Here is a 21,134-nt window from a genome sequence, read left to right on the forward strand (position 1 = left end):
ACTTCGCCGGAGTCGATCACTATCAGTAGTGTTCGGGCCATGAACGCCAGCACCCGCGAGGTCGTGGCGGCGTACGTGCACCGGATGGCGCAGGGCGACCAGCCCGGCGTACGGGAGCTGTTCGCCGAGCACGACGAGTGCGACTCCCCCGCCGCGGCGGCCGGGCCGTGGCACGCCAGCCGCAGCCTCGCCGCCGACTTCCTGCGTACCCGCCTGCCAGGCCACGAGCTGGGGCGCAGCGGATTCGAGGCCGAGCGCACGCTCGTGGACGGCGAGTCGGCCGTGGTCGTGGGCCGGTTCACCCACGCGGTACGGCCCGGCGACCGCACCCTGAGCACGCCGGTGGCGATGTGGCTGACCGTGTCGGAGGGCCTGATCCGCTCGCTGCACCTGTACGAGGACACGTCCTCGCTGGTCGCCCGGATCAACGGCAAGCGCCTGCTGCCGACCTTCACCGCGCCGGCCGTCGCCGCGCTGACTCCCGCCTGACCGGGGCCGCCGCCGCACCACGGCGCGCCCCGGGTCGGTGGGTTAAAAAGGGCACCTTCTATACGCGATGCGCTCAGAAGGTGCCCTTCCTTCGCACTGGTCAGGCGGTGGTGCGGTACATGCCGAGGCCGAAGGTGGCGGCGGTGAGCAGGGTGGTGCCGCCGGAGGCGACGGCGTCGAGGTCGAGGATCGGGGTCGACGGCAGGCCGGTGCCGACGGGGGTCCAGGTGGTGCCGCCGGTGGTGGTGGCGAAGACGCCGACGTCGGTGCCGACGTACAGCTTCGACGGGGTCAGCGGGTCGAGGACGACGGTGTTGACGGGGGCGTCGGGCAGGTTGCCGGAGATGTCGGTCCAGGTGGCGCCGCCGTTGGCGGTGCGGAACACGTGCGCGGCCGCCTCGCCGTTGCGGTAGCCGGAGACGGTGACGTACGCCAGGTCGGCGTTGCCGGGGTCGACGGCGACGTGGGTGATCCACCGGGTGGGCAGGCCCGCCGTGATCTCGGTCCAGGTGGAGCCGGTGTTGCGGGTGATCCACATCCGGCCGTCGTCGGTGCCGGCGTAGATGGTGGCGGCGCTGGTCCTGGCCACCGCGACGGTGGTGATGGTGCCGAACGGGTAGCCGTCGGTGCCGCCGACGCCCCGGCTGAGGTCCGGGCTGATCACGGTGAAGGAGACGGCGCTGTTGGTGGAGCGGTTCAGCCGGTTCCCGCCGTAGTACATGATCGCCGGGTTACTCGGGTCGAACACGACCGGCGTGAGCCAGCCCCGCCGGTCGGAGGTGGTGGCCCCGAAGCTGCTCAGGCCGCCGCCGCCGGTGGTCGACCTGCTGCACACGCCGTACTGCGAGCAGGTGTAGACCTTGTTCTGGTTGGTCGGGTCGATCAGGTTGGTGGTGCCGTCGCCGCCGTTGATGGAGTTCCACCCGGTGGCGCCCCAGTTGCGCAGCGACCCGTTGTCCTGGGCGCCACCCAGCACCCGCGTGGTGTCCTGCCGCGACACCGCGACCGAGTAGAACTGGTTGAACGGCTGGTAGGTGCCCTTGGTCCAGGCGCCGGTCAGCGAGCCGTTCGCCTGCGAGCGGTAGACGCCGCCGTCGTTGCCGAGGTAGACGCGCCCGGAGCTGGCCGGGTCCCAGGCCATCGCGTGCTGGTCGCCGTGGAAGGTGGAGGAGTTGCGCCGCCAGGTGGCGCCCGCGTCGAGAGTCTCCAGCATCGGCACGCCGGGGACGAAGACGTGCTGGGCGTTGGCGGGGTCGACCCAGATCCGGCCGAACCACCAGCCGTAGGTGGACTGCGACGACGACAGGTACGACGTGTTGGTGATCGTGGTCCAGCTGTCGCCGCCGTTGGTGGAGGTCCAGAAGCCGGTGAAGTCGCCGGAGGTGTCGACGGCCATGGCGTAGAGCCTGGTCGGGGTGTTGGGGGCCAGCGCGATGCTCATGCGGCCGAGGTTGCTGCTCGCGGCGGGCAGGCCGCCGGACAGGCGGGTCCAGGTCGCGCCGCCGTCGGTGCTGCGGTAGATGCCGGAGCCGGTGCCGCCGTAGATCCGTACGCCGGGCTGGCGGGAGTTGTCCCACATGGCGGCGTACACCCGGTTGGGGTTGGCCGGGTCGATGGCGACGTCGACGGCGCCGGTGGTGCTGTTGGCGCCCGCGAGCACGAGCTGCCAGCTGGTGCCGCCGTCGGTGGTGCGGTAGAGGCCGCGGGTGCCGCCGGGGACGAACAGGTTGCCGGTGGCGGCGGCGAAGACGCGGTTGGCGTTGGTCGGGTCGGCGGCGAGACGGCCGATCCGGGCCGATCCGGGCAGGCCGGACAGGGTCCAGGTGGCGCCGCCGTCGGCGCTGCGGTAGACGCCGGTGCCGGCGAAGGTGACGCTGCCGCCACCGGGGTTGGCCTCGCCGGTGCCCGCGTACAGGACACCGGTGGTGGTCATGGCCAGGGCGCCGACGGCGGGCGGGTTGGCGGAGCTCCAGGCGGGGCTGAAGGTCCCCCCGGCGTCACTGCTCTTCCAGACGCCGCCGGTGGCGGCCGCGGCGAACAGCGTGTCGGCGTGCAGGGGGTCGACGGCCAGGTCGGTGATGCGGCCGCCGATGTTGGACGGGCCGAGCGCGGTCCAGGCCGCGGCGGCCAGGCTCGGGGGGCGCTCGGCGGCCAGCTTGACCGCCTGGTCGCGGGCGACCTGGTCCAGGGCGGTCAGGTCGAGCGAGGTGCGGGGGTACAGCCGCTGGAGCGCGAACCAGCCGTCGGATCCGGCCGGGCCCTCCTCGCCCTCCTCTTCCTCCTCCTCGCCCGCGCCGCAGCCCTCCTCGGCCTCGTGTTCCTCGGCCTCCTCGCGCTCCGGCTCGCCGCGCGCCTCCCGTTCGGCTTCGCGGGCCTCCTCAGCCTCCGCCGCCGCCTCCAGCTTCTCGGCGGTGCAGCCGACGGTCACGTCGGTCGGCTCGTGCGGGCTGCTGGCGGCGACCGCGGTGGCGGCCAGCGCCAGCAGCACCGCGCTCATGAATCGAATGATGTTTGTATTCATGTGTATGAGTAGAGCAGCGTGCCGCGCTGCCCACCAGAGGCGGAGACGCCCGTGCGGCGGGCCGGGGTCGCCGGTCCCGCCGCACGTCGCTCAGGCGGCCGCCGTCAGCGGCGGACCACCGTGTCGGCCAGCGTCAGCTCCTCCAGGATCGCCAGCACGTCCGGCAGGCCCTCGGTGTAGGTCCCGGCGGCGAGCTCCTGGGAGTGCTGCTCGATGCGCTGGTCGTACACGGCGTCGCGCACGTTGCCGATGGACAGCACGCAGTCGCCGACCGGATCACCGGACGCACCGGCCGGGTTGCCCGGATTGCAGTTCACCGGAAGGTAGGGCTGGCCCGCGAGCGGGTTGAAGGTGCCCGTGCCGGGAGCGCAGGCCCCGCCCGCGACGACCGGGTTGCAGCCCGCGTAGTCGGACTGGGCCTTGGCGAACGAGCTGGTGATGAACTGGACGCCGTCGAGGTCGGTCGGCAGCCGCTCCAGTCCGGTGGTGATCACCGCCAGCACGTCGTCGTTGATCAGGGCCTTGGCGAAGCCGAGCTGGGTGTACGCCTGGATCAGGCGCACCGCCCGGCTCACCCTGGCGTTCGCCGCGAACAGCGCGCTGTTGGAGTCGCCCAGGGCGCCCAGCACGCGGTCGTAATACGCCTTCTGCCGTCCGGACAGGTACTCGTTCATCCGGTCGCGGGCCATGCCACCCAGGGTCGGGTTCGTCTGGTCCAGCGCCCCGGCGGTGAAGCCGGCGAGGTAGTTGGCGTCCCACAGGTTCAGGTAGTACGCGGAGTTGCGGCAGAAGCCGCCGGGGGCGCCGGACAGGTACTGCCGGCAGACCTCGCCGAGGGACCAGGTCATGGTCCAGCTGCGGTAGTCGTACTCCTGGCCCGCCCAGCGGACCCAGACCCGGATGGTGACCTGGAGGTCGGCGTACTCGTGGTGCCACTTGACGTCGTCGTAGGCCTCCACGTTGGCCAGGCCGCCGGAGTAGCACAGTTTGACCGTGGGCGCGTCCGGGTGGGCGTACTGCGCGAACAGCAGGCTGGCCGGGGTGCCGTTGAGGGTGACCGTGGACGGGCGGGTCAGCGACGGCCCGGTGCCGGTGCACGGCGGCACCTTCGCGGGATCGCTCATCTTCGCCGGGTCCGGCAGGGTCGCGGCGGTGTACTGGTCGCCGCTGCCGAACATGTTGTACGTCTTGCCGCCCGGGTTGGTGCCGCGGACGGCCGCGAGCTGGCCCGAGAAGTTCTGCAGCGCGGCGCGGTACTCGGCCGACAGGCCGGTGAACAGCGCGTTGGTGCGCCTGCCGTTGGCGTCCGGGGTCGACAGCGGCTTGCTGAACTGGGTGGTGGAGTTGATGATGCCCTGACCCGCGCCGAGGATGCCGCCGGTGCGCGCCTGGCTGACCTGCCTGGCGTAGGCCGGGTTCTCGGCCACCAGGCGGGCGTAGGCGCGGGCCGCGACGATCCACGGCACCACGTCGGCAGGCTGGTTGACCTGCGGCGCCTGCCAGCCGAAGTACTGGCGGGCATACCAGTCGAGGTAGTCCACCGACCCCTTGGCCCGGTAGGTCTGGAGCACCGTCATCGGGTTCTGCGTGGCGTACGTGGAGGCGTCCGGCCCGGCGAAGGGCGGGTTGAACGCGGTGTCGGTGGCCATCAGGTGCAGCGGGTTCTCCACCGTCTGGTAGTCGCCGTAGCTCTGGATCGGCTCGCCGTAGGTCTGCCGGTGGCCGATGCCCCAGTTGATGCGTTCCTTGACCGCGTTGAGCTGGCCCTGCTGAAGCGACTGCATGATCTGCACGCCCCAGTTGTCCACCGTGGTGTTCAGCTGGTAGAGCCCGCGCTCCAGCTCGGCGAGCTGGGCCAGGGTCGCGTTCTGCAGGTCGATGACCTGGTCGAACTTGTCCAGCATGTCGGTGTAGACGACGGTCAGGGCGTGCTCGACCCGGTCGAAGCGGCTCTGCATGGTGCTGGCGAGCGCGCCGACCTCCTGCCGGAGCTGGTGGATCTGATCCATGATCATCTGCTCGGGCGTCGTCTGCTCGGCGAAGACCGGCAGCAGCGCGCCGATCGCACCGATGATGTTGCCGGTCAGCGCCACGGTGCTCATCGAGGTGAGCGCCTGGCCCAGGCTCAGCCCCGCGATCGACGGGATGTACTTGTTGATCGACGTGGCGATCTGCACCGCGGCCCGGCCCAGCCCGGCCGCGATCCGGCCCGACTTGGGGTCGACGTAGCCGATCAGCTTGGCCAGCACCTCGACCGCGCTGCCCGCACCGTCGATGATCTTCTGCCGCGCGGCGGCGGCGTCGCGCTGCTGGGCGAAGACCGCCTCGGTCGGGCGCGGCCCGATGCCGGTCGCCGGGTACGCCGCGTTGAGCTGGCCCACCGTCGACACCATGACGGTGTTCTGCTCCTCCAGCCGCTGCATCGCGGTGAGCAGCTGCGCCTTGGCCTCGGCCAGGTACTGCTCGGTGTTCTGCTGGTGGTCGAGGATCGCGTCGACGTTGAGGTACACCGAGATCATCGGGTCGGCGGCGAGCTGGTCGATGGACGCCGTCGACAGCACGCCCAGCCGGGCGCCGAAGCTGCCGTCCCACGCGGCCGAGAACTGCTGGTCCTGCTGGGCCAGGGCGGTGATGCGGCGCCAGATCATGTCCTGCACCGGGTAGAGGCGCTGGAACTGGTCGTACTCGAACTGGGCGGTGGCGACCTGGTCCAGCCGCTCGCCGTACGCCTTGGCGTCGGGGCTGACGACCGTGTCGAGCAGCTCCTTCATGACCGGGGCGGCGATCGCGGCGTCGGGGTGCAGGGCGATCATGTTGAGCATGTGCGGCAGCAGCTCGTAGGCCTGCCGGTTGGCGTCGCTGCCGGTCAGCTTGCTGTCGTACCACTGGCTCATCACGGCGGTGTGATCGCGCATCTGGTCGAGCGTGTACGCCGGGTGCAGCTGGCGGTAGCCGTACATCTCGGTGCTCAGCACCAGGTCCTTCAGACCCTGGTTGCCCTGCGAGTGCAGGCGCACCGAGGCGACGAAGAGCTTGTCGCGCAGGTCCTGGCCGTCGACGCTGACCGGATCGCCGGCCTGCGCCGCGTGGCCGAGGGCGAGGACCGCCGTCACCGCGACGGTCGTCACGGTGGCCAGCGATCGGGACAGGCGGGTCCGTTTCGGGCGGGTGAGCCCGAGACCGCGCCAGTGGAGCTTCACTGTCGTTCCTCTCTCGTCGGGAAGGGGCGGCCCGCACCACGGGGAAGAGCGGGCCGCCTGACCCATACGCTGCCGGGCGCCACTTCGGAACGGCTTGGAACGCCCGGCCGGGAGGATCCGCCCTGCTCAGCCCACCAGGGCCGGGGTGCCGGCCTGGCTGCCGCGCACGATCAGGGCGCTCACCTCGGCCCGGCTCAGCCCGGCACCGCGCGCCAGGCACCGCGCCAGGTCGGCCGGTGCCAGCGCGGCGTGCACGGCGGCCTGCTCGCGCGGGCCGTCGATGGGGTCCATCACCGCCGGGTCGAACCCGGTGCGGGCGCCGTGGGCCGCGACCGCGCCCAGCAGCACCGCGGCGTCCTCGCCCCGCCCGGCCTGCGCCAGCGCCGCCGCCGTGGTGTGCGCCAGCACCAGCCACGAGGTGACGTCGGCGGCCGCGTCGAGGGGTCCGAGCAGCTCGGCCGCCGTACGCAGCGCGCGGTCGGGGTCGCCGGCGTCGCGGGCGCACTTCATCGCGCCCCAGGCCGCGGAACCGGCCGCCCACACGTGCCCGCACCGCTGGGCGGCGAGCACGGCAGCGTCGAGTTCGGCACGGGCCTGTTCGGACGGCCCGGTCAGGCGGCGCAGCATGCCGAGCACCATCATCGCCTCGGCCCGCAGCCACGGCAGGCCGGTGCGTTCGGCCAGCCCGAGGCCCGCCTCAGCCTGCCGCGCGCCGTCGGCCGCCCGGCCCAGCATGGCCTGGAAGTGCGCCTGATAGACCACGGCGTGCGCCTCGCAGACCCGGTCCCGGACGGTCCGGGCGGCCTCGGCCGCCGCCGTCGCGGCCGCCAGCGCGGCGGCGGGGTCGCCGGTGAGGTAGGTCAGGCCCGCCACGCCCAGCCAGGCGCGGCCGCGTACCCGGGGCGGGGCGTCGGCGGCCAGGTCCAGGGCGGCGCGCAGCCAGCCCAGGCCCTCGGTGATGTGGCCGCGCCGGTACCAGAACCAGGCCAGGGCCCCGCCCAGGCGCAGCGCGGTCTCGCCGTCGCCGTCCAGCAGCGCCGACGACAGCGCCGCCCGGGTCTCCGGCTGGTCCCGGTCGAGCCGCGCCAGCAGCGTGTTCGCCTCGGGGCCACGCAGGCCCGCCTCGGCCGACTCGGCCCAGGCCAGCACCCAGCCCCGGTGGCGGCGCCGCAGCAGCCGCGCGTCCGGTTCGGACACGGTCTGCCCGGCGAACGCGCGCAGCGGGGTCAGCAGCCGGTAGCGGCGCGGGGCGGTGCCCGGCTCGGTGGCCAGCAGGGACTTGCGTACCAGGGCCGACAGGTCCGGCAGCAGCACGGTCGGCCGCTGCCCGGCGATCGCCGCCGCGGCGTCCAGGTCGAACCCGCCCGCGAACACCGACAGCCGCCCGAACAGCCGCTGCTCCGGCGCACCGAGCAGGTCGTAGCTCCAGGTGATGGCCTGAGCCAGGTCGCGGTGGCGGGCGGGACGCCGGTCGGCGGCAGGGTCGGGGCGCCCGCCGAGATCACCGGCGATCTGGTCCAGCGACAGCACCCGGCACTGGGCCGCGGCCAGCTCGATCGCCAGCGGCACACCGTCGATCTCGCGGCAGATCTCACCGACGCGGGCCAGCTCGGCCGGGGTCGGCGCCCAGCCGGGCAGCACCGCCTGGGCACGGGCGACGAACAGGTCCGCGGCCTCGCCGCCGGCCATCGGCCCGATCTCGACGACGACCTCCCCGGCCAGGCCCAGCGACTCGCGGCTGGTGGTGAGCACGCGCAGGTGCGGGCAGCGGCGCAGCAGGGTGGCCACGACGTCACGTACGGCCTCGACGAGGTGCTCGCAGTTGTCCAGCACCAGCAGCACGCGGCGGGTGCCGAGCACGGCGGCCAGCCGGGCGGCGTCGGCGGCCCCGGCCACGCCGAGCACGGTGGCGATCTCTGCGACGACCAGGTCCGGCTGGGCCAGCCCGGCCAGCTCCACCAGCCACGGGCCGTCGCCGTCGGCGCGCTGCCCGGCCGCGTGCAGGGCCAGCCGGGTCTTGCCGATGCCCGCCGCCCCGGTGACGGTCACCAGCCGCGCGCGGTCCAGTTGCGCGGCCAGGACGTGCAGCTGCTCGCGGCGGCCGACCAGGTCCGACAGCGCGCACGGCAGGTTGCGGGTGGCCGCGGCGGTGCCGGGCAGGTCCAGGGCCGGGTCCTGGCGCAGGATCGCCAGGTCGAGTTCGCGCAGCGCGGCGCCGGTGTCCAGGCCCAGGTCGGCCAGCAGCGACGTCGCCTGCCGGATCGCGTCCAGGGCGTCGGCCTGGCGGCCGCTGCGGTACAGGGCGAGGGCGAGCAGGTGCCAGGCGCGCTCGGTCAGCGGATGCTGCTCGGCCAGCGCGGCCAGTTCGGGGGCCAGCTCGCCGTGGCGGCCCAGGGCCAGGCCGGCTTCCAGCAGGTCCAGCTCGGCGGTCTGGCGCAGCAGTTCCAGGCGGCGGACGGCGGTCGCGACGAAGTCGCAGTCGTCCAGGTCGGCGAAGGCGGGGCCGCGCCACAGCGCCAGCGCCTCGGTCAGCGCCTCGTGGGCCGCGGCGGGGTCGCCGTGGCGCAGCAGCTCCGCGCCGTGCGTGGTGAGCCGGGTGAAGCGGTCGGCGTCGACGGAGTCGGCGGGCAGCCGCAGGGCGTAGCCGGTGCCCTCGGTGACCAGCAGCCGGGCTGTGGTGCGGGCGGCCCGGCCCGGCTCCAGCACCCGGCGCAGCTCGGCGACGTACGCGTGCAGGGTGGTCGGGGACGGGGTGGCGTGGCCGTCCCACACGTCCTCGACGATGCGGGCGGCCGAGACGGCACGGGGTCTGGCCAGGATCAGGCTGGCCAGGACCGCCCGTTGCCGGGGGCCGCCGAGGGGGATCTCGGCGCCGTCGACGGTGGCGGACATGGCGCCGAGGATGTTGATGCGCACGGACACGACGGCGAACCTAGGGGCTGGGGAACGCTCTCTTCCAGCTCATTAGGGGGTTACGTCCGCATGCCGACTGACCGCCCGTGTCGTCTGCCACAGGCTCCGATGCCGACGGTGGTGCCGGGGCGAGCGGTCCCGCCCGCCCCGGCACTGCGTCACTGGGTGATGGTGACCGTCTTGGTGCCGGTCGCCGGGATCTTCACCACGGTGGCGTTGGTGATGTCGGTGCCGCCGTACCAGAAGTCGGTGTCGCTCCAGATCTTGATGCGCGCGTTCTGCGGGCCCATCACCGGCAGCTGGCAGGTCTGCGTATCGAGGATGTTGCAGGACCCGACAGTCTCGCCGTTGCTGGCGTTGTAGAACACGTACGTCCTGCGACCCGGCCCGCTCACCGTGATCGTCGCACCCCGCACGAGCTGGATGTCGTACGTGACGGACTGCCCGGCGTTAACCTTGATCTTCGTGGCGGACGGCCGGGTGGGCGCGTTGCCGCTCCACTGGGTCGGGTAGCCGTCGGCGACGAAGCGCAGCGGCCAGTGGTAAGGCCCGAGGAAGTCGACGGTGTAGGTGCCGTCGGCGTTCGCCGGGAGGGAGATCCCTCCGGCGCCGCTGTGGTAGTGGAAATTGCCGAAGATCACGGCAGCGTGCTTGACGGTCGTGCCGCCGACACCCTTGATCATGCCGGTGATGGTGCCCCGGCGGTCCAGCTTGATGACCGGCCCCGCGGTGGTCTGCCCCGCCGTCACCGTGACCCACGCCGCCAGCGACTGATTGCCGGTGCCGCCGTTCGTGGTGACCCACTGTGCGCCGTACGGCGAGTGCTCGCTGCCGTTGTACGGGCTGCCGTAGGCAAACAGCTGGTAGCTGCCTACCTTCAGGTAGTCGAGGACCACGTGTCCGTCGCTGTCGGGCCGGACACAGCCGTCGAGGAACATGTTCTCGTCCTGCTTGGTCGCCTGCACACAGAAGTCCTCGACCGGCGCGCCCGTGCGGGCGTCGACGACCGTGGCAGTGATCTTCGCGGCGGGAGCGAGCGCGATGGCGACCTCGGCGACAGCACCCTCGGTGACCGTGACCCGAAGTCCCTCGGAGGCCAGGTAGCCTTCGGCGAAGGCGTAGACCCGCTGGTCGCCCACGGTCACACCGTCAATCGTGGCCGAACCGCCGGTGCCGGTGACCGAGGCGGACCCCGCCCCGGCGTCGAAGCCGGCGATGGGCGCGCCGGTGAGCGCGTCGGTCACGGTGAAGTGCACCGAGCCGGTCGGCAGCAGCGTGTCGTTGACGGTGGTGGTCTGCCCTGCGGTAACGGTGATCGGGTCGGCGTCCCTGTCCTCGATCTTGCCGTGGTAGAACTGGAAGAAGTTGCGCTCGTAGTTGTCGAACCGGACCTGGTACGTCCCGGTGAAGACGCGGTCGATGGCGAACTCGCCGTTGCCGTCGGTCGTGGCGGTGAAGTTGGATCCCCAGCTCTGGTAGATCTGCACCTGTACGTCGGCGATGCCGGTGCCGTCGCGGTCGGTGAACCGCCCGGCGACGCGGCCCGTCGGCAGCACGGTGTCGTTCACGACCACGGTCTGTCCAGCCGCGACGGAGTACTTCGCCGCGTTGCGCTCGTCGGCGGTGCCGGGCGCCCACTGCCGCCCCTGCGGAACGGGCTCGAACATGACCTGGTAGCTGTCGAGCAGCACGCGCATCGTGAACGTGCCGTCGGCCGCGGTGGTGGTCGAGGCGCCGAGGCCGACCTCGTTCTGCGCCGTGACGGGGACCGACGCGGCGGGAGCACCGCCCTGCTCGGTCAGCGTGCCGGTGATGACGCCCGTCGGCAGCAGCTCGTCGTCGACGGTCACCTGACCGCCCGCGGGCACCGTGAACTCGGTCGCGGTGTCGGAGGACAGCTGCTGGTGGGCGTACTGGCGCGGATGGCCGGGCGCCTCGATCTGCACCCGGTAGGTCCCCGCCGGGAGATCGACGAGCTGGTAGTGGCCGGTCTCGTCGGTGGTGGTCTCGCCGGAACCGTCACCGAACGCGGTGATGGTCGCACCGGCGACGGGCTGGCCCGCGTCGGTGAGCGTGCCGGCCATGGTGCCGTAGCCGTCGGCTCGGGCGGGCGCGGTCAGGCCGAGCACGCCGAGGGTGGCCGTGAGCGCGATGATGCCCGCACGGCGTCTGGTCGTTGTGAACATGTCATCCTTGAGGGGATTCGCGACGCGTTGCCGCTTGTCGCGGTGATGAAGCCGCCCCGTGATCGAACTGCGGCGCAGTCATTCTGCACACCGGCTCTGACAGTTCGTCATCGGATTATCGCGACGGCTCCGCTCCCCCGTTCAGGTGCCGTCCAGGGCGGCCGACGCGGCCGCCCTGGACGGTGGAATCACCAGTTGGTGGAACCGGCGACCTGCGGCCACGGCTTCCACCACGGCTTGATCAGGTACGCGATGCCGCCGGTGCCGCTGGCCACGGACCCGCTGGCGCGGTGGCGCTTGGTCCGCAGCCAGATCTGCTCGAACTGGCTGCGCTTGTACACGTTGCGGACCACGTCGTCGCTGGACGACGCCGGGTCATTGATGATCACGTCACCCTCGGCGGTGAAGCCGACGATGACGAACAGGTGCCCGGAGGTGCCGTAGTTGGCGCCGTCGAGCTCCGAGGACAGGAACGACTGGCTGGTCACGATCGGGATGCCCGCCGCGATGAACCGCTCGGCCTCGTCCAGGGAGTGCAGCCGGGTGACCCGGGCGTCCAGGCCCAGGTACGACGCCGCGTACGCGGTGTTGAACGGCCAGTTGCCGCCGCCGTCGTACTCGTAGTCGTAGACCATGCGGGCGGCGTGGTCGACGCTCGGGTCGGCATAGGACGGGTCGACCCAGCTGACGTCCTCGGCGGACGGGCCGCGGCCCCAGTACTCGACCACCATCTCGGTCGAGGTCGGCGAGCACCAGGCCTCCCCGCCGCCGTCGTACTCCGGGTACTGGCCGGTGTGGATGTTCTGGGAGAAGCGCGGCACGGCCAGCTCGGTGCCCCAGGCGATGTGCCCGGCGCTCGGGGTGACGGTGAAGCGGTCCGGCACGTTGGAGGTCATCGCGCCGAGCATCCACACCCGCGGCGACTGCCACTGCCCCGGCGCCCGGTACAGGGTCAGCCGCAGCTGGTACGCGTGCAGCAGCACCCCGCGCGAGGCGTCGTCGATGGAGAAGGTGTCGGTCCAGATGCTGGAGTACGGGTCGCCCTGGCCGTCGAGGGAGCTGCGGCGGATGTCGGCGTCACCGGAGGCCCAGCGGCCCATGACGTACCACGGGGTCTGGCCGCCGGTGTTGTAGGTGCCCTGCATCTCGACCTGGATCCAGGTGCCGGCCGGGGTCTGCGCGTTCCACGAGGCGATCAGCTCCGTGGCGTCGAAGCCGATCTGGGTGACCGGCCCCGTCCAGGTGGAGTAGTCCCAGGTCCTGGTGGTGCCGGTGTGCGGGTCGGTGAAATCGGTGCGGCCCTCGGGGATCAGCATCGTGATGCCGGTGTGCTGACCCGGCAGCGCGAGGGTGCCCTTGCCGGTGCCGGAGCGCCAGTCGGCGAGCCCGGACCAGTCCTGGAAGGTGATCTGCTCGTCGTGCGTGGGGGTGTCGGCGACGGCTGGCAGCGCCGCCAGGCCCGAGGCGGCGAGGCTGAACGCGGTGAGGCTTGCGACGGCCGCTGCGCGCAGGCGTGATCTGCTCATGGCTGCTCCGCGATGGTCGGGGGTGGACATTCACCCGCCACTATCGCGACTGAAACCAAGTTTCGCTAGATGCGAACAGGCAGAAAATTTTCTTGTACGCGCGGCGGCCTGCTTCCGGTGACCAACGAGCCGCTCAGGACACCGGCTCGACCGCCTCGTCCACCAGCGACAGCCAGGTCCGGTAGGTGGTGGCGAACGGCTCCGCACCGCTGGAGATCGCCTGCTGGAGCCAGGCCGCCGCCTCCGCCGCCTGCCGGATCACGTCCGGCGGGTAGGCGTAGCGGACCTGGTGCTCGGCGAACTCGTCCTCGTCCCACAACTCGACCCGGCCGTCGTTGCGCAGGCGGGCCACGTCGAGGTCGAGGTCGACCATGGTCACCTCGGACTCGCTGGGCCAGGTGATCGGGCCGGTGATGTCGCAGTAGATCTCGACGTCGGACGGGCGGCCGTTGAACACCGCCGTCCACCAGGCCGTACGCGGGAACAGCAGCACGTGGGCCTGCTTGATCACGACGTCCGGACCGTCGTGCCCCTTGCGGGCGATCAGCCCCGGCCCCGCGCCGAGCCAGACACCGTGCTCGTCCTCGCCGAGCCGCGTCATCGTCTGGTGCCAGTGCAGGCTCCCGTCGAACTTGGTGTAGACCACGCGTACCCGCTCACTCGTCATGCCGCGACGCTATAGGTCCGTTATATGCATCCGCGACCCATTTACCACGTCCCTCGGCCCGCCCTGGTCCAGCGCAGTTTCGGGGAAACTGCACGAATCTTGGACACGATTCCAGCAGTTTCCCCGAAACTGCTCGGCCAGGTCCCGGGTAGCCGCCGGCGGGATGTGTCCCGCGGTCTGCCGGATCGTTGATCACCGTATGAAGCCACACGCCGTGCTCGGAGCCGTCGCCCTCGCGGCCATGCCCTTGTTCCTGGCGACGCCCGCGCAGGCCGCCGATCCCGGGCCTCGGGAGGAGATCGTGTCGGATCTTCTCTGCGACCTCCCCGCCGAGGATCCCGAGGAGGAGATCGGGCTCGACGTTCTCTGCGACCTCCTGACCGGGGATGCCGACGAGGACATCGCCGTCGCGAACGGGGGGCCGGTCGGCCCAGGGCTCAGCGAGCTTGTCGCGATCGCCGAGGGCATCCTGCGGAAATACGGCATCACCAAGTCGTTCGCGGACATCCAGGACCTCGACGCGGGGATCCTCGCGATCGCCTCCGGCATCCTCAACATCAACGGCAAGGAAGGCATCATCGCAGCCCCCGGGCGGCTCCTCGGCAATTCTCCGCCCAAGACCTCGAAACTGGACGCGGCGGACCAGAAGCTCCTACCCAGCGACCTGTACTCGCCCAGTGGGTCCGACAACGCCACCGTCATGGCTGAAAGGCAACCCTGGTCGCGGTGACACGGTGGCAAGCAAGCGCCCTCGTGCCCGATCCGGAGAGCACGACCCGCCCATCGCCCGTGTCGTCGGCGCCTTCATCCGAGATGCTCCGAAGGCCTGTCACCGTCCGCCGATGAAAGGCGGTGACAGCGAATGACGGCATCCTCGCCCGCGAACTCGACGACCGTCAGCGGTTTTCAAGACCAACCAGCTCTTACTCTTCAACCAGCGAGGATGCGCCGCAGGCGCATCAGACACCCGCGCATTGCCCGGATCTTGCTGCCTACAGGCGGATGGTTACCTCGGCCAGGTCTCACAGCGTCGTGGTGAGTTCATCCGTTCGGAAGGCGCAAGTCGGGTCGAGGGTACTTCACCTTGTCCGACACTCCCCCTGCCATAGCGGCGGATTCCGGGCCGGCCGGAGCGGTTGACACAATCAGTCCCGTGAATCTCAAGCGGCTCGTGATCGCCTCGGTGCTCCTGGCATGCACGGTCGGGCTGACATGGATATTTCTCGGCCCGGAAGCCCAGACCTCGGCAGTCAACAAGGCGAACGTGGTCGGGGGCGCGGCTGGCGCCGTGGCGCTTATCTTCACTGTCGCGGCGTTGTGGCCAGACAGGCGGCGAGCAGAGACGCTCACGATGCGTGCCGAGAGAGCGGACGCGGCAGTGGAGTACCTAGCGATCGAGACCCTGCGGTATTGGCGGGATCAGGCCAAGGCCCGGCTGATCACCACGCCGTCGCCGGTGACGGTCCGCTGGCGGCGAGCCGGTGACGATGTCGCCGCCTGGGTCGGCCCGCAGTCGGCACTGCTGACCGAGGGGGCAGTGACGCACCTGCGCGAGCAGCTCTACGAGCGCGCCAGTGGCCCGGCGCGGGTGGTGGTGCTCGGCGGTCCAGGCAGCGGCAAGACCACCGCGATGCTGCTGCTGCTCATCGACGTCCTGGACCACCGGACCACCGGCTCGGCGCAGCCCGTGCCGATTTGGCTGACCCTCGGCGGCTGGGATCCCGACACCACAGCATTGCGGGACTGGGCCGCTACCGTCCTGCAACGTGACTACCCCGCTCTGGGCGCCACCGAGGACGGCGGGGTGGATGCGGCAGGGGAACTCATCCGCACGGGGCGGGTCTCGTTGTTCCTCGACGGGCTGGACGAGATGGCCCCCACACTGCAAGGCCGGGCGCTGGAGGCGATCGACCGCGACGCGACCGGGCTGGCCCTGATGCTCACCAGCCGCCCCGACGAATATCAGGCCGCCGTCAACCAGGGCCGCCTCTACCAGGCCGACGTCATCGACATCCTGCCCGTCACGACCAGACACGCCCGCGACTTCCTCCTGGCCGACCAGCTCGGCCCACGGCGCCGCGCCTGGGAACGGCTGACCGACGATCTGCTCACCCACCCGCATAGCGTGGCCGCTCACACCCTGACCACACCACTGGCCCTGAGCCTGGCCCGCGACACCTACAGCCAAGCCGACCCCACCGCCATGCTCGACACGCACGCCTACCCCACACCCGACGCGCTACTACGGCATCTGCTAGTCCGCTCGCTCCACCTTGCTTACCCCGACCGAGCAGAGTACGAATACGCCAACCGATGGCTGGGCTGGATCGCCCATCACATGGGCACCAACCGCGACCTACGCTGGTGGGACATCCCCGCCTGGGTACCCAATCGACAACGACACCTTGTAGGCGGGTTTGCGGCGGGACTAACGGTCGGGCTCGTGGACGGACTCGCCAGCGGACTCGCGGTCGGGCTCAGGCTCGGGCTCATGGTCGGGCTCACGCTCGGGCTCGCGGCCGGGATCACGTTCGGGCTGGCGGACGAGCTCAAGCCTCATAGCTTCGCCATGAAATGGCCAGGCCGCAGACCATTTATTCGCGCTGTCATGGCCTGGCTCATGTTCGGGCTCGTGGCCGGGCTCACGTTCGGGCTCGCGGCCGGGCCCGCGGTCGGGCTCGCGGTCGGGCTCACGGTCGGGCTCACGGTCGGGCTCACGGTCGGGCTCACGGCCGCGATGATCGCACTTCAGGAATCTTGGCGCGATCCGCTGGAAACAGCGCAGGCAGCCAGCCCGATGAAGACCTATCGCTCTGATCGTCAGAGGACTGTCGTGGTCGGGCTCACGGCCGGGCTCACGTTCGGGCTCACGTTCGGGCTCGCGTTCGGGCTCGCGTTCGGGCTCGCGGTCGGGCTCGCGATCGGGCTCGCGAGCGGGCTCGGGTTCGGGCTCATGACCGCAGCCATGAGCGCGGCCGGACCAGCCCTGGAAATGTTGAAGGCCGATGTGGTCTGGAGGCTACGCGGACACCGTATTCGGTTCATGTCCTTGCTGGAGACCGCCCTAGCCAGGCACGTACTACGTCAGGCTGGAGCGAGCTACCAATTTCGCCATGCCGCACTTCAAGATCTGCTAGGTGAGACATACGTTGCCGAACCCAGCCAACGCATACACCACACGTAGACACCCATCACCAAGCGGTCACGAAGACCGCTAGGACGTACGCCCGCTATCTGCGCCGATACCATCCGGTCCGGACCACCGCCCCGGCTATTTCCCGTGCCGTTGGCATCATTCGGCTGTGCGTCGAGCTGGCTTCCATGACAGGAGGGGCCACGCTGGCCGCCTCGCCGACGTGGGCACTTTCGCCGACGCAGTCCTCGACAGCGCGGAGATGGACACCCCTGCCACGAGGGCTGCGGCGGCAGGTGCGTGACAGTGACGCACGTGATCCCGCTGATCCCGGCTGCGCGACGGCGGCGCCGTACGGCACGATGCGTACATGATCGAGATTCAGGTGCTGTCCCCCGACGACTGGGCGCTGTGGCGCGAGCTGCGGCTGGCCGCGCTGGCCGAGGCGCCGTACGCGTTCGGGTCGACGCTCGCGGACTGGACCGGCTCCGGCGACCAGGAGGAGCGCTGGCGCATCCGCCTGGAGCTGTCCGGCTCGTACAACCTGATCGCGCACCTGGACGGCGTGCCGGTCGGCATGGCCAGCGGCGTCCCCGGCGAGCAGCCCGGCCACACCGAGCTGATCTCGATGTGGGTGAGCCCGGCCGGTCGCGGCAAGGGCGTCGCGGCCGCGCTGATCGAGGCGGTGGCCGCCTGGTCGCGTACGCAGGGCGTGCCCGAACTGCGGCTGATGGTGGCCGACGGCAACGACGCCGCGATCGCGCTCTACCGGCGCTGCGGTTTCAAGGAGACCGGCCACGTCCAGCCGATGCCCGACGGCGAACGCGGCGAGCTGGAGATGGCACTGGCACTGTGAGCGGCCGGCCCGGCCGGTGACCGGCTCGGTGTCGCCCCGTACCCGCTCGCCGCTCCACCACGCCCCGCCAGCCCCACCCCCACTGTCATAGACGCTGGCCTATCACGTCGATCCAGGCTCCAGTCGACGTGACAGGCCAACGACTATCAAACCCCGCCGGAGCTCCGCCGAGCGGCGTGGTGATCGGCGTTGGCGGTCAGAACATTCGCTTCCAGGCCAGCAAGTGACCCGAAACGGCGATCTTGGCCGCCACGCCGCGACTGCGGCGGAGACCGCGCCCCGCCTCTCCACCCCGCAGCCACCCGTCAGTACGGGTACGCCCCCTCCGGGTCCGTCGCGGTGTCGAGCAGGTTGACGCTGCGTACGGCCGGATCGGCGGCCAGGTCGCGCAGCACCGCCAGCGGGACGCGCGGCAGCACGAACGCGTGCACCAGCCCCGCCTGCGCGACCGCCCGGATCTGCGCCGACGGAGGCAGCCCGACCTCGTACAGCGCCTCGTCGTAGCTGCCGTCCATCCGCTCAGCCCAGGCCCGCAGCTCGCCCAGGTCCGCGTTCGGCCAGGTGACCGGGAAGTACGGGCTGGACTCGTACGGGCTGACGGCGAACACCGGCACGCCCCGGTAGGGCACGGCCTCCACCGGCACCCTGCTGTCGAACCAGGCCCCGAACCGCTCCCCCGGCACCGGCTCGGCGAACTCGACCAGCACCGAGACCAGGGTCGCGTCCGGCAGTCCCGCCAGCAGCGCCTTCGTCCTGGCCAGGTCGGGGCGGCCGCGCTGCATCGCGTCGCGCAGCGGGGTCGGCCCGTCGTCGAACGAGGTGTGCAGGCTGCCGTCGACGTCCTGCGTGACCGTGGCGATCCCGGCGGGCGGGTACCCCAGTGCCCCGAGCGGCCGCGCCAGCAACCGCAGCTCGGCGGCCAGCCCGAGGTTGGTCAGCCCGCCCAGCGGCCCGGCCGCGCAGCAGCTCCCTTCCTGTTTGAAATCGTATTCCGGGTGCGCGGCGACGGTGCCGTAGTAGCCGACGGTGAAGAACCGGTCGCCGCGCAGCGCGCTGATCGTGATCGCGGTCGCCACGACCAGCATCAGCACGGCGATCAGCGCGGCCGCGGCCGCGAGCGCGGTGCGGACCACGCCGCGGCGCATGGCCCGGCGCACCGCCCGGTCGTCGTACGGCGGCAGTTCGGGCAGGTCAAGGGGTTCGTCGGTCATGGCCGTGCTCCTCCTGTGCCAGTGTGCGCAGCGCCTCGCGGGCCCGCCAGACCGCGGTGCGGATCGCGGCCGGGGTACGTCCGGCCATCGCGGCGACCTCGGCGTGGCTGAAGCCGTCCAGGTACACCAGTTCCAGCAGCCGCCGGTCGGTGGCGGGCAGCCGGGCCAGCAGGTCGCGCACCTCGATGCGGGTGTGCGGGAACGCCTCGGCGGGCTCCAGCACCTCCTCCAGCGGCACCAGCGGGCGCCCCTTGCGGTGATGGTCGGCCAGCACGTTGCGGGCGATCGCCAGCAGCCAGGCCAGCGGCGATTCGCCGCGCCAGCCCAGGAACGCGGCGGTGGCGCGGGCGAACGCCTCCTGGGCCAGCTCCTCGGCCAGGGCGGGATCGCCGGTGCGCCGCCGCACGTAGCCGAGCACGACCGGCCAGTACGCCCGGAACAGGTCGGTCATCGTGGTGGCGATGGTCGTCTCCCTCGGCCGCACAGCGTCTATGACGAGGTTTCATACCAACCAAGACGGTCGGCTCGACGCTTATGTCACAAGGGAATAGGGTCGCTGGTGCCCGTGGTGCGACGCGGCGTCCCGGGATGCCGGGAGGAGAGGTTACGCCTTGGCCTGGACGGAGACCGAGCTGGTGGCTCGGGCCGTACGCGGCGACACCGACGCCACCGCCGACCTGATCACGCAGGTCCGCCCGGGGGTGGTCCGCTACTGCCGCGCCCGGCTGGGGCCGGTGGGCGGCGCGTACACCACCGCCGACGACGTGTCGCAGGACGTCTGCATGGCGCTGCTGCAGGCGCTGCCCCGCTACCGCGAACAGGGCGTCCCGTTCGCGGCCTTCGTGTACACCGTCGCCGCCCGCAAGGTCGCCGACGCGCAGCGGGCCGCCGTCCGCCATCTGGCCGCCGCCCGGCCCGACACTCCGCCGGAGCGGGCCGATCACACGCCCGGCCCGGAGCAGCGGGCGCTCGACCGCGACCAGGCCAGGCGGCTGGCCCTGCTGCTCGGGCAGCTGCCCGACACGCAGCGGGAGATCATCGTGCTGCGGGTGGCGGTCGGGCTGAGCGCCGACGAGGTCGGGCTGTCGCTCAACATGACCGCCGGAGCGGTGCGGGTCGCGCAGTCACGGGCCCTGGCCCGGTTGCGGGCACTGGCCGACGACCTGCGCGACGGGTCGGCCGCCCTGGAAGGGAGGTCGGCATGACCGGGCCGGACCGCGACGACGAACTGCTCGACGCGCTCGCCACCGGCGGTGCCGCCCCGGACGGCGACCGCGTGGCCGCGCTGCTGGCGGCCTGGCGCGACGATGTGGCGGGCACGCCGGCGGCTGACGGGGCGGGGCCGGGGTTGCGCTCCGCACCTCACACCTCCGGTGGTGTGCGTACACCTCCACAGGTGTGGCCGCGCACAGGGACTCGTCCCGGGCGGCGGCGGCCGAGCCGCGCGCTGGTGGCCTCGGCGGCCGTGGTGGTGGCGCTGGTCGGCGGGGTGGCGCTGGCGGCGGGCAACGCCCGGCCGGACAGTCCGCTGTGGCCGGTCACGCGGGTGCTGTACGCCGACCGCGCCGACTCGCGCCTGGCCGCCCGCGACGCGCAGCGGCTGCTGGACCAGGCCAAACTGGCGCTGCGCGACCGGCGCCGCGACGACGCGGCGGCGCTGCTGCGAAAGGCCGAGACCACGATCGAGCTGGTATCGGAGGAGTCCGACCGCCGCCGACTGACGATCACGTTGCAGAAGCTGCTGGCGGCTATAGCCGATCCGCACCTGGCGGTGGCCGGCGGGCAGGCGCCGGTGCCGTCGGCCACGCCGGGCACGGTCGCCCCGAGCCCGTCCGCCGGGGCTGCGGCGCCGTCCCCGACGCGGGGGCGGGGCGGCCTGCCGCCGCTGCTCCCGTCACTGCCGCCGCTGCTGCCCTCGCTGCCGCCGATCCTGCCGTCACTGCCGCCGATCCTGCCTCCGCTGCCGCCGCTGCTGCCGTCCGGGCTGGGCGGCCTCGGCTAGCGACGGAAGAGCCCGGCTCGCGGTCGCCACCGCGGGCCGGGCCCGGATCGTGGCCCGGGAGCACGGGCTCCCGGACCACGAGGTTCACCGCCTCCGGCGCAGCGGCCGCACCAGATCGGTGAGCAGCATCTTCGCGAACCCGGCCTTCTGCCGCGCCAGGGCCGGACGGCCCCGGCGCTGCGCCAGGTCGGTGGCGCCGACGGCGATCAGCGACACGAACGACGCCGGTCCGCAGATGCCGATCACGACGACGCAGGCGAACGCGCCGATGGCGAACACCGTGGTGGGCAGGCCCAACCGGTACGCGCCGAGAAGCACGGCCAGCACCACCAGCGCGATGAGAACGATCCGGTAGAGCACCACGAGCAACCGATATGGCGTCGTGGCGCGCAACCGCTCCTGCTCCTCGTCGAACGTCGTCATGTCCCGC

General features: G+C 71.8%; 15 protein-coding genes. 6 read left to right on the forward strand and 9 right to left on the reverse strand.

What is annotated here, in order from left to right:
* Positions 1 to 39: 39 nt before the first annotated feature.
* A complete protein-coding gene (locus tag Cs7R123_RS30815; RefSeq protein WP_212831679.1) occupies positions 40 to 489 on the forward strand; it encodes a nuclear transport factor 2 family protein in 450 nt (149 codons plus the stop codon).
* 100 nt (positions 490 to 589) lie between these two features.
* Here the strand turns inward: Cs7R123_RS30815 and Cs7R123_RS40885 are convergent, their stop codons facing one another.
* The 6 genes from Cs7R123_RS40885 to Cs7R123_RS30845 form a co-directional block, all read right to left on the reverse strand.
* The gene (locus Cs7R123_RS40885; protein ID WP_212831681.1) at positions 590 to 2,986 is read right to left on the reverse strand and encodes a glycosyl hydrolase; all 2,397 of its coding nucleotides are present in this window, start codon (positions 2,984 to 2,986) and stop codon (positions 590 to 592) included.
* A 128-nt stretch (positions 2,987 to 3,114) separates the two neighbouring features.
* Positions 3,115 to 6,210 (reverse strand): hypothetical protein, encoded by a 3,096-nt coding sequence (locus Cs7R123_RS30825; protein WP_212831683.1) that lies wholly within the window; start codon positions 6,208 to 6,210, stop codon positions 3,115 to 3,117.
* A 126-nt stretch (positions 6,211 to 6,336) separates the two neighbouring features.
* A complete protein-coding gene (locus Cs7R123_RS30830; RefSeq protein ID WP_212831685.1) occupies positions 6,337 to 9,132 on the reverse strand; it encodes a BTAD domain-containing putative transcriptional regulator in 2,796 nt (931 codons plus the stop codon).
* Positions 9,133 to 9,281: 149 nt separating this feature from the next.
* Positions 9,282 to 11,309 (reverse strand): carboxypeptidase-like regulatory domain-containing protein, encoded by a 2,028-nt coding sequence (locus Cs7R123_RS30835; RefSeq protein ID WP_212831686.1) that lies wholly within the window; start codon positions 11,307 to 11,309, stop codon positions 9,282 to 9,284.
* A 188-nt stretch (positions 11,310 to 11,497) separates the two neighbouring features.
* The gene (locus Cs7R123_RS30840; RefSeq protein WP_212831687.1) at positions 11,498 to 12,835 is read right to left on the reverse strand and encodes a C39 family peptidase; all 1,338 of its coding nucleotides are present in this window, start codon (positions 12,833 to 12,835) and stop codon (positions 11,498 to 11,500) included.
* A gap of 133 nt (positions 12,836 to 12,968) precedes the next feature.
* Positions 12,969 to 13,502: a DUF402 domain-containing protein gene (locus Cs7R123_RS30845; RefSeq protein ID WP_212831688.1), complete on the reverse strand. Its 534-nt coding sequence runs from the start codon at positions 13,500 to 13,502 to the stop codon at positions 12,969 to 12,971.
* A gap of 199 nt (positions 13,503 to 13,701) precedes the next feature.
* Here Cs7R123_RS30845 and Cs7R123_RS30850 point away from each other — a divergent pair, with 199 nt between their 5' ends.
* The 3 genes from Cs7R123_RS30850 to Cs7R123_RS30860 all read left to right on the forward strand — a co-directional run bounded on the left by Cs7R123_RS30850 (position 13,702) and on the right by Cs7R123_RS30860 (position 17,491).
* On the forward strand, positions 13,702 to 14,232 hold the full coding sequence (locus Cs7R123_RS30850) for a hypothetical protein (RefSeq protein WP_212831689.1): 531 nt from the start codon (positions 13,702 to 13,704) through the stop codon (positions 14,230 to 14,232).
* Between the two features lie 423 nt (positions 14,233 to 14,655).
* Positions 14,656 to 16,686 (forward strand): hypothetical protein, encoded by a 2,031-nt coding sequence (locus Cs7R123_RS30855; RefSeq protein ID WP_212831691.1) that lies wholly within the window; start codon positions 14,656 to 14,658, stop codon positions 16,684 to 16,686.
* Between the two features lie 319 nt (positions 16,687 to 17,005).
* Complete coding sequence (locus Cs7R123_RS30860) at positions 17,006 to 17,491, forward strand: GNAT family N-acetyltransferase (protein ID WP_212831693.1); 486 nt, start codon at positions 17,006 to 17,008, stop codon at positions 17,489 to 17,491.
* Positions 17,492 to 17,796: 305 nt separating this feature from the next.
* Here the strand turns inward: Cs7R123_RS30860 and Cs7R123_RS30865 are convergent, their stop codons facing one another.
* Positions 17,797 to 18,702 carry a hypothetical protein gene (locus Cs7R123_RS30865; protein ID WP_212831695.1) on the reverse strand — a complete coding sequence of 302 codons (906 nt, stop codon included), beginning with the start codon at positions 18,700 to 18,702 and terminating at the stop codon, positions 17,797 to 17,799.
* Positions 18,683 to 19,153 carry an RNA polymerase sigma factor gene (locus Cs7R123_RS30870; RefSeq protein WP_212831697.1) on the reverse strand — a complete coding sequence of 157 codons (471 nt, stop codon included), beginning with the start codon at positions 19,151 to 19,153 and terminating at the stop codon, positions 18,683 to 18,685. Before Cs7R123_RS30870 ends, Cs7R123_RS30865 begins: the two co-directional genes overlap by 20 nt.
* A gap of 160 nt (positions 19,154 to 19,313) precedes the next feature.
* Between Cs7R123_RS30870 and shbA the strand changes: the two genes are divergently transcribed.
* Positions 19,314 to 19,907, forward strand: a complete 594-nt coding sequence (gene shbA, locus Cs7R123_RS30875; RefSeq protein WP_212831698.1) for an RNA polymerase sigma factor ShbA — start codon at positions 19,314 to 19,316, stop codon at positions 19,905 to 19,907.
* Positions 19,904 to 20,704, forward strand: coding sequence for an anti-sigma-D factor RsdA (locus Cs7R123_RS30880; RefSeq protein WP_212831699.1), 801 nt, complete (start codon positions 19,904 to 19,906; stop codon positions 20,702 to 20,704). Before shbA ends, Cs7R123_RS30880 begins: the two co-directional genes overlap by 4 nt.
* 84 nt (positions 20,705 to 20,788) lie before the next feature.
* On the opposite strand, the gene Cs7R123_RS30885 is transcribed toward Cs7R123_RS30880, so the two are convergent.
* Positions 20,789 to 21,127, reverse strand: a complete 339-nt coding sequence (locus tag Cs7R123_RS30885; protein ID WP_212831701.1) for a hypothetical protein — start codon at positions 21,125 to 21,127, stop codon at positions 20,789 to 20,791.
* Positions 21,128 to 21,134: the final 7 nt, after the last annotated feature.

Source organism: Catellatospora sp. TT07R-123, from assembly GCF_018327705.1.
Lineage (GTDB): Bacteria > Actinomycetota > Actinomycetes > Mycobacteriales > Micromonosporaceae > Catellatospora.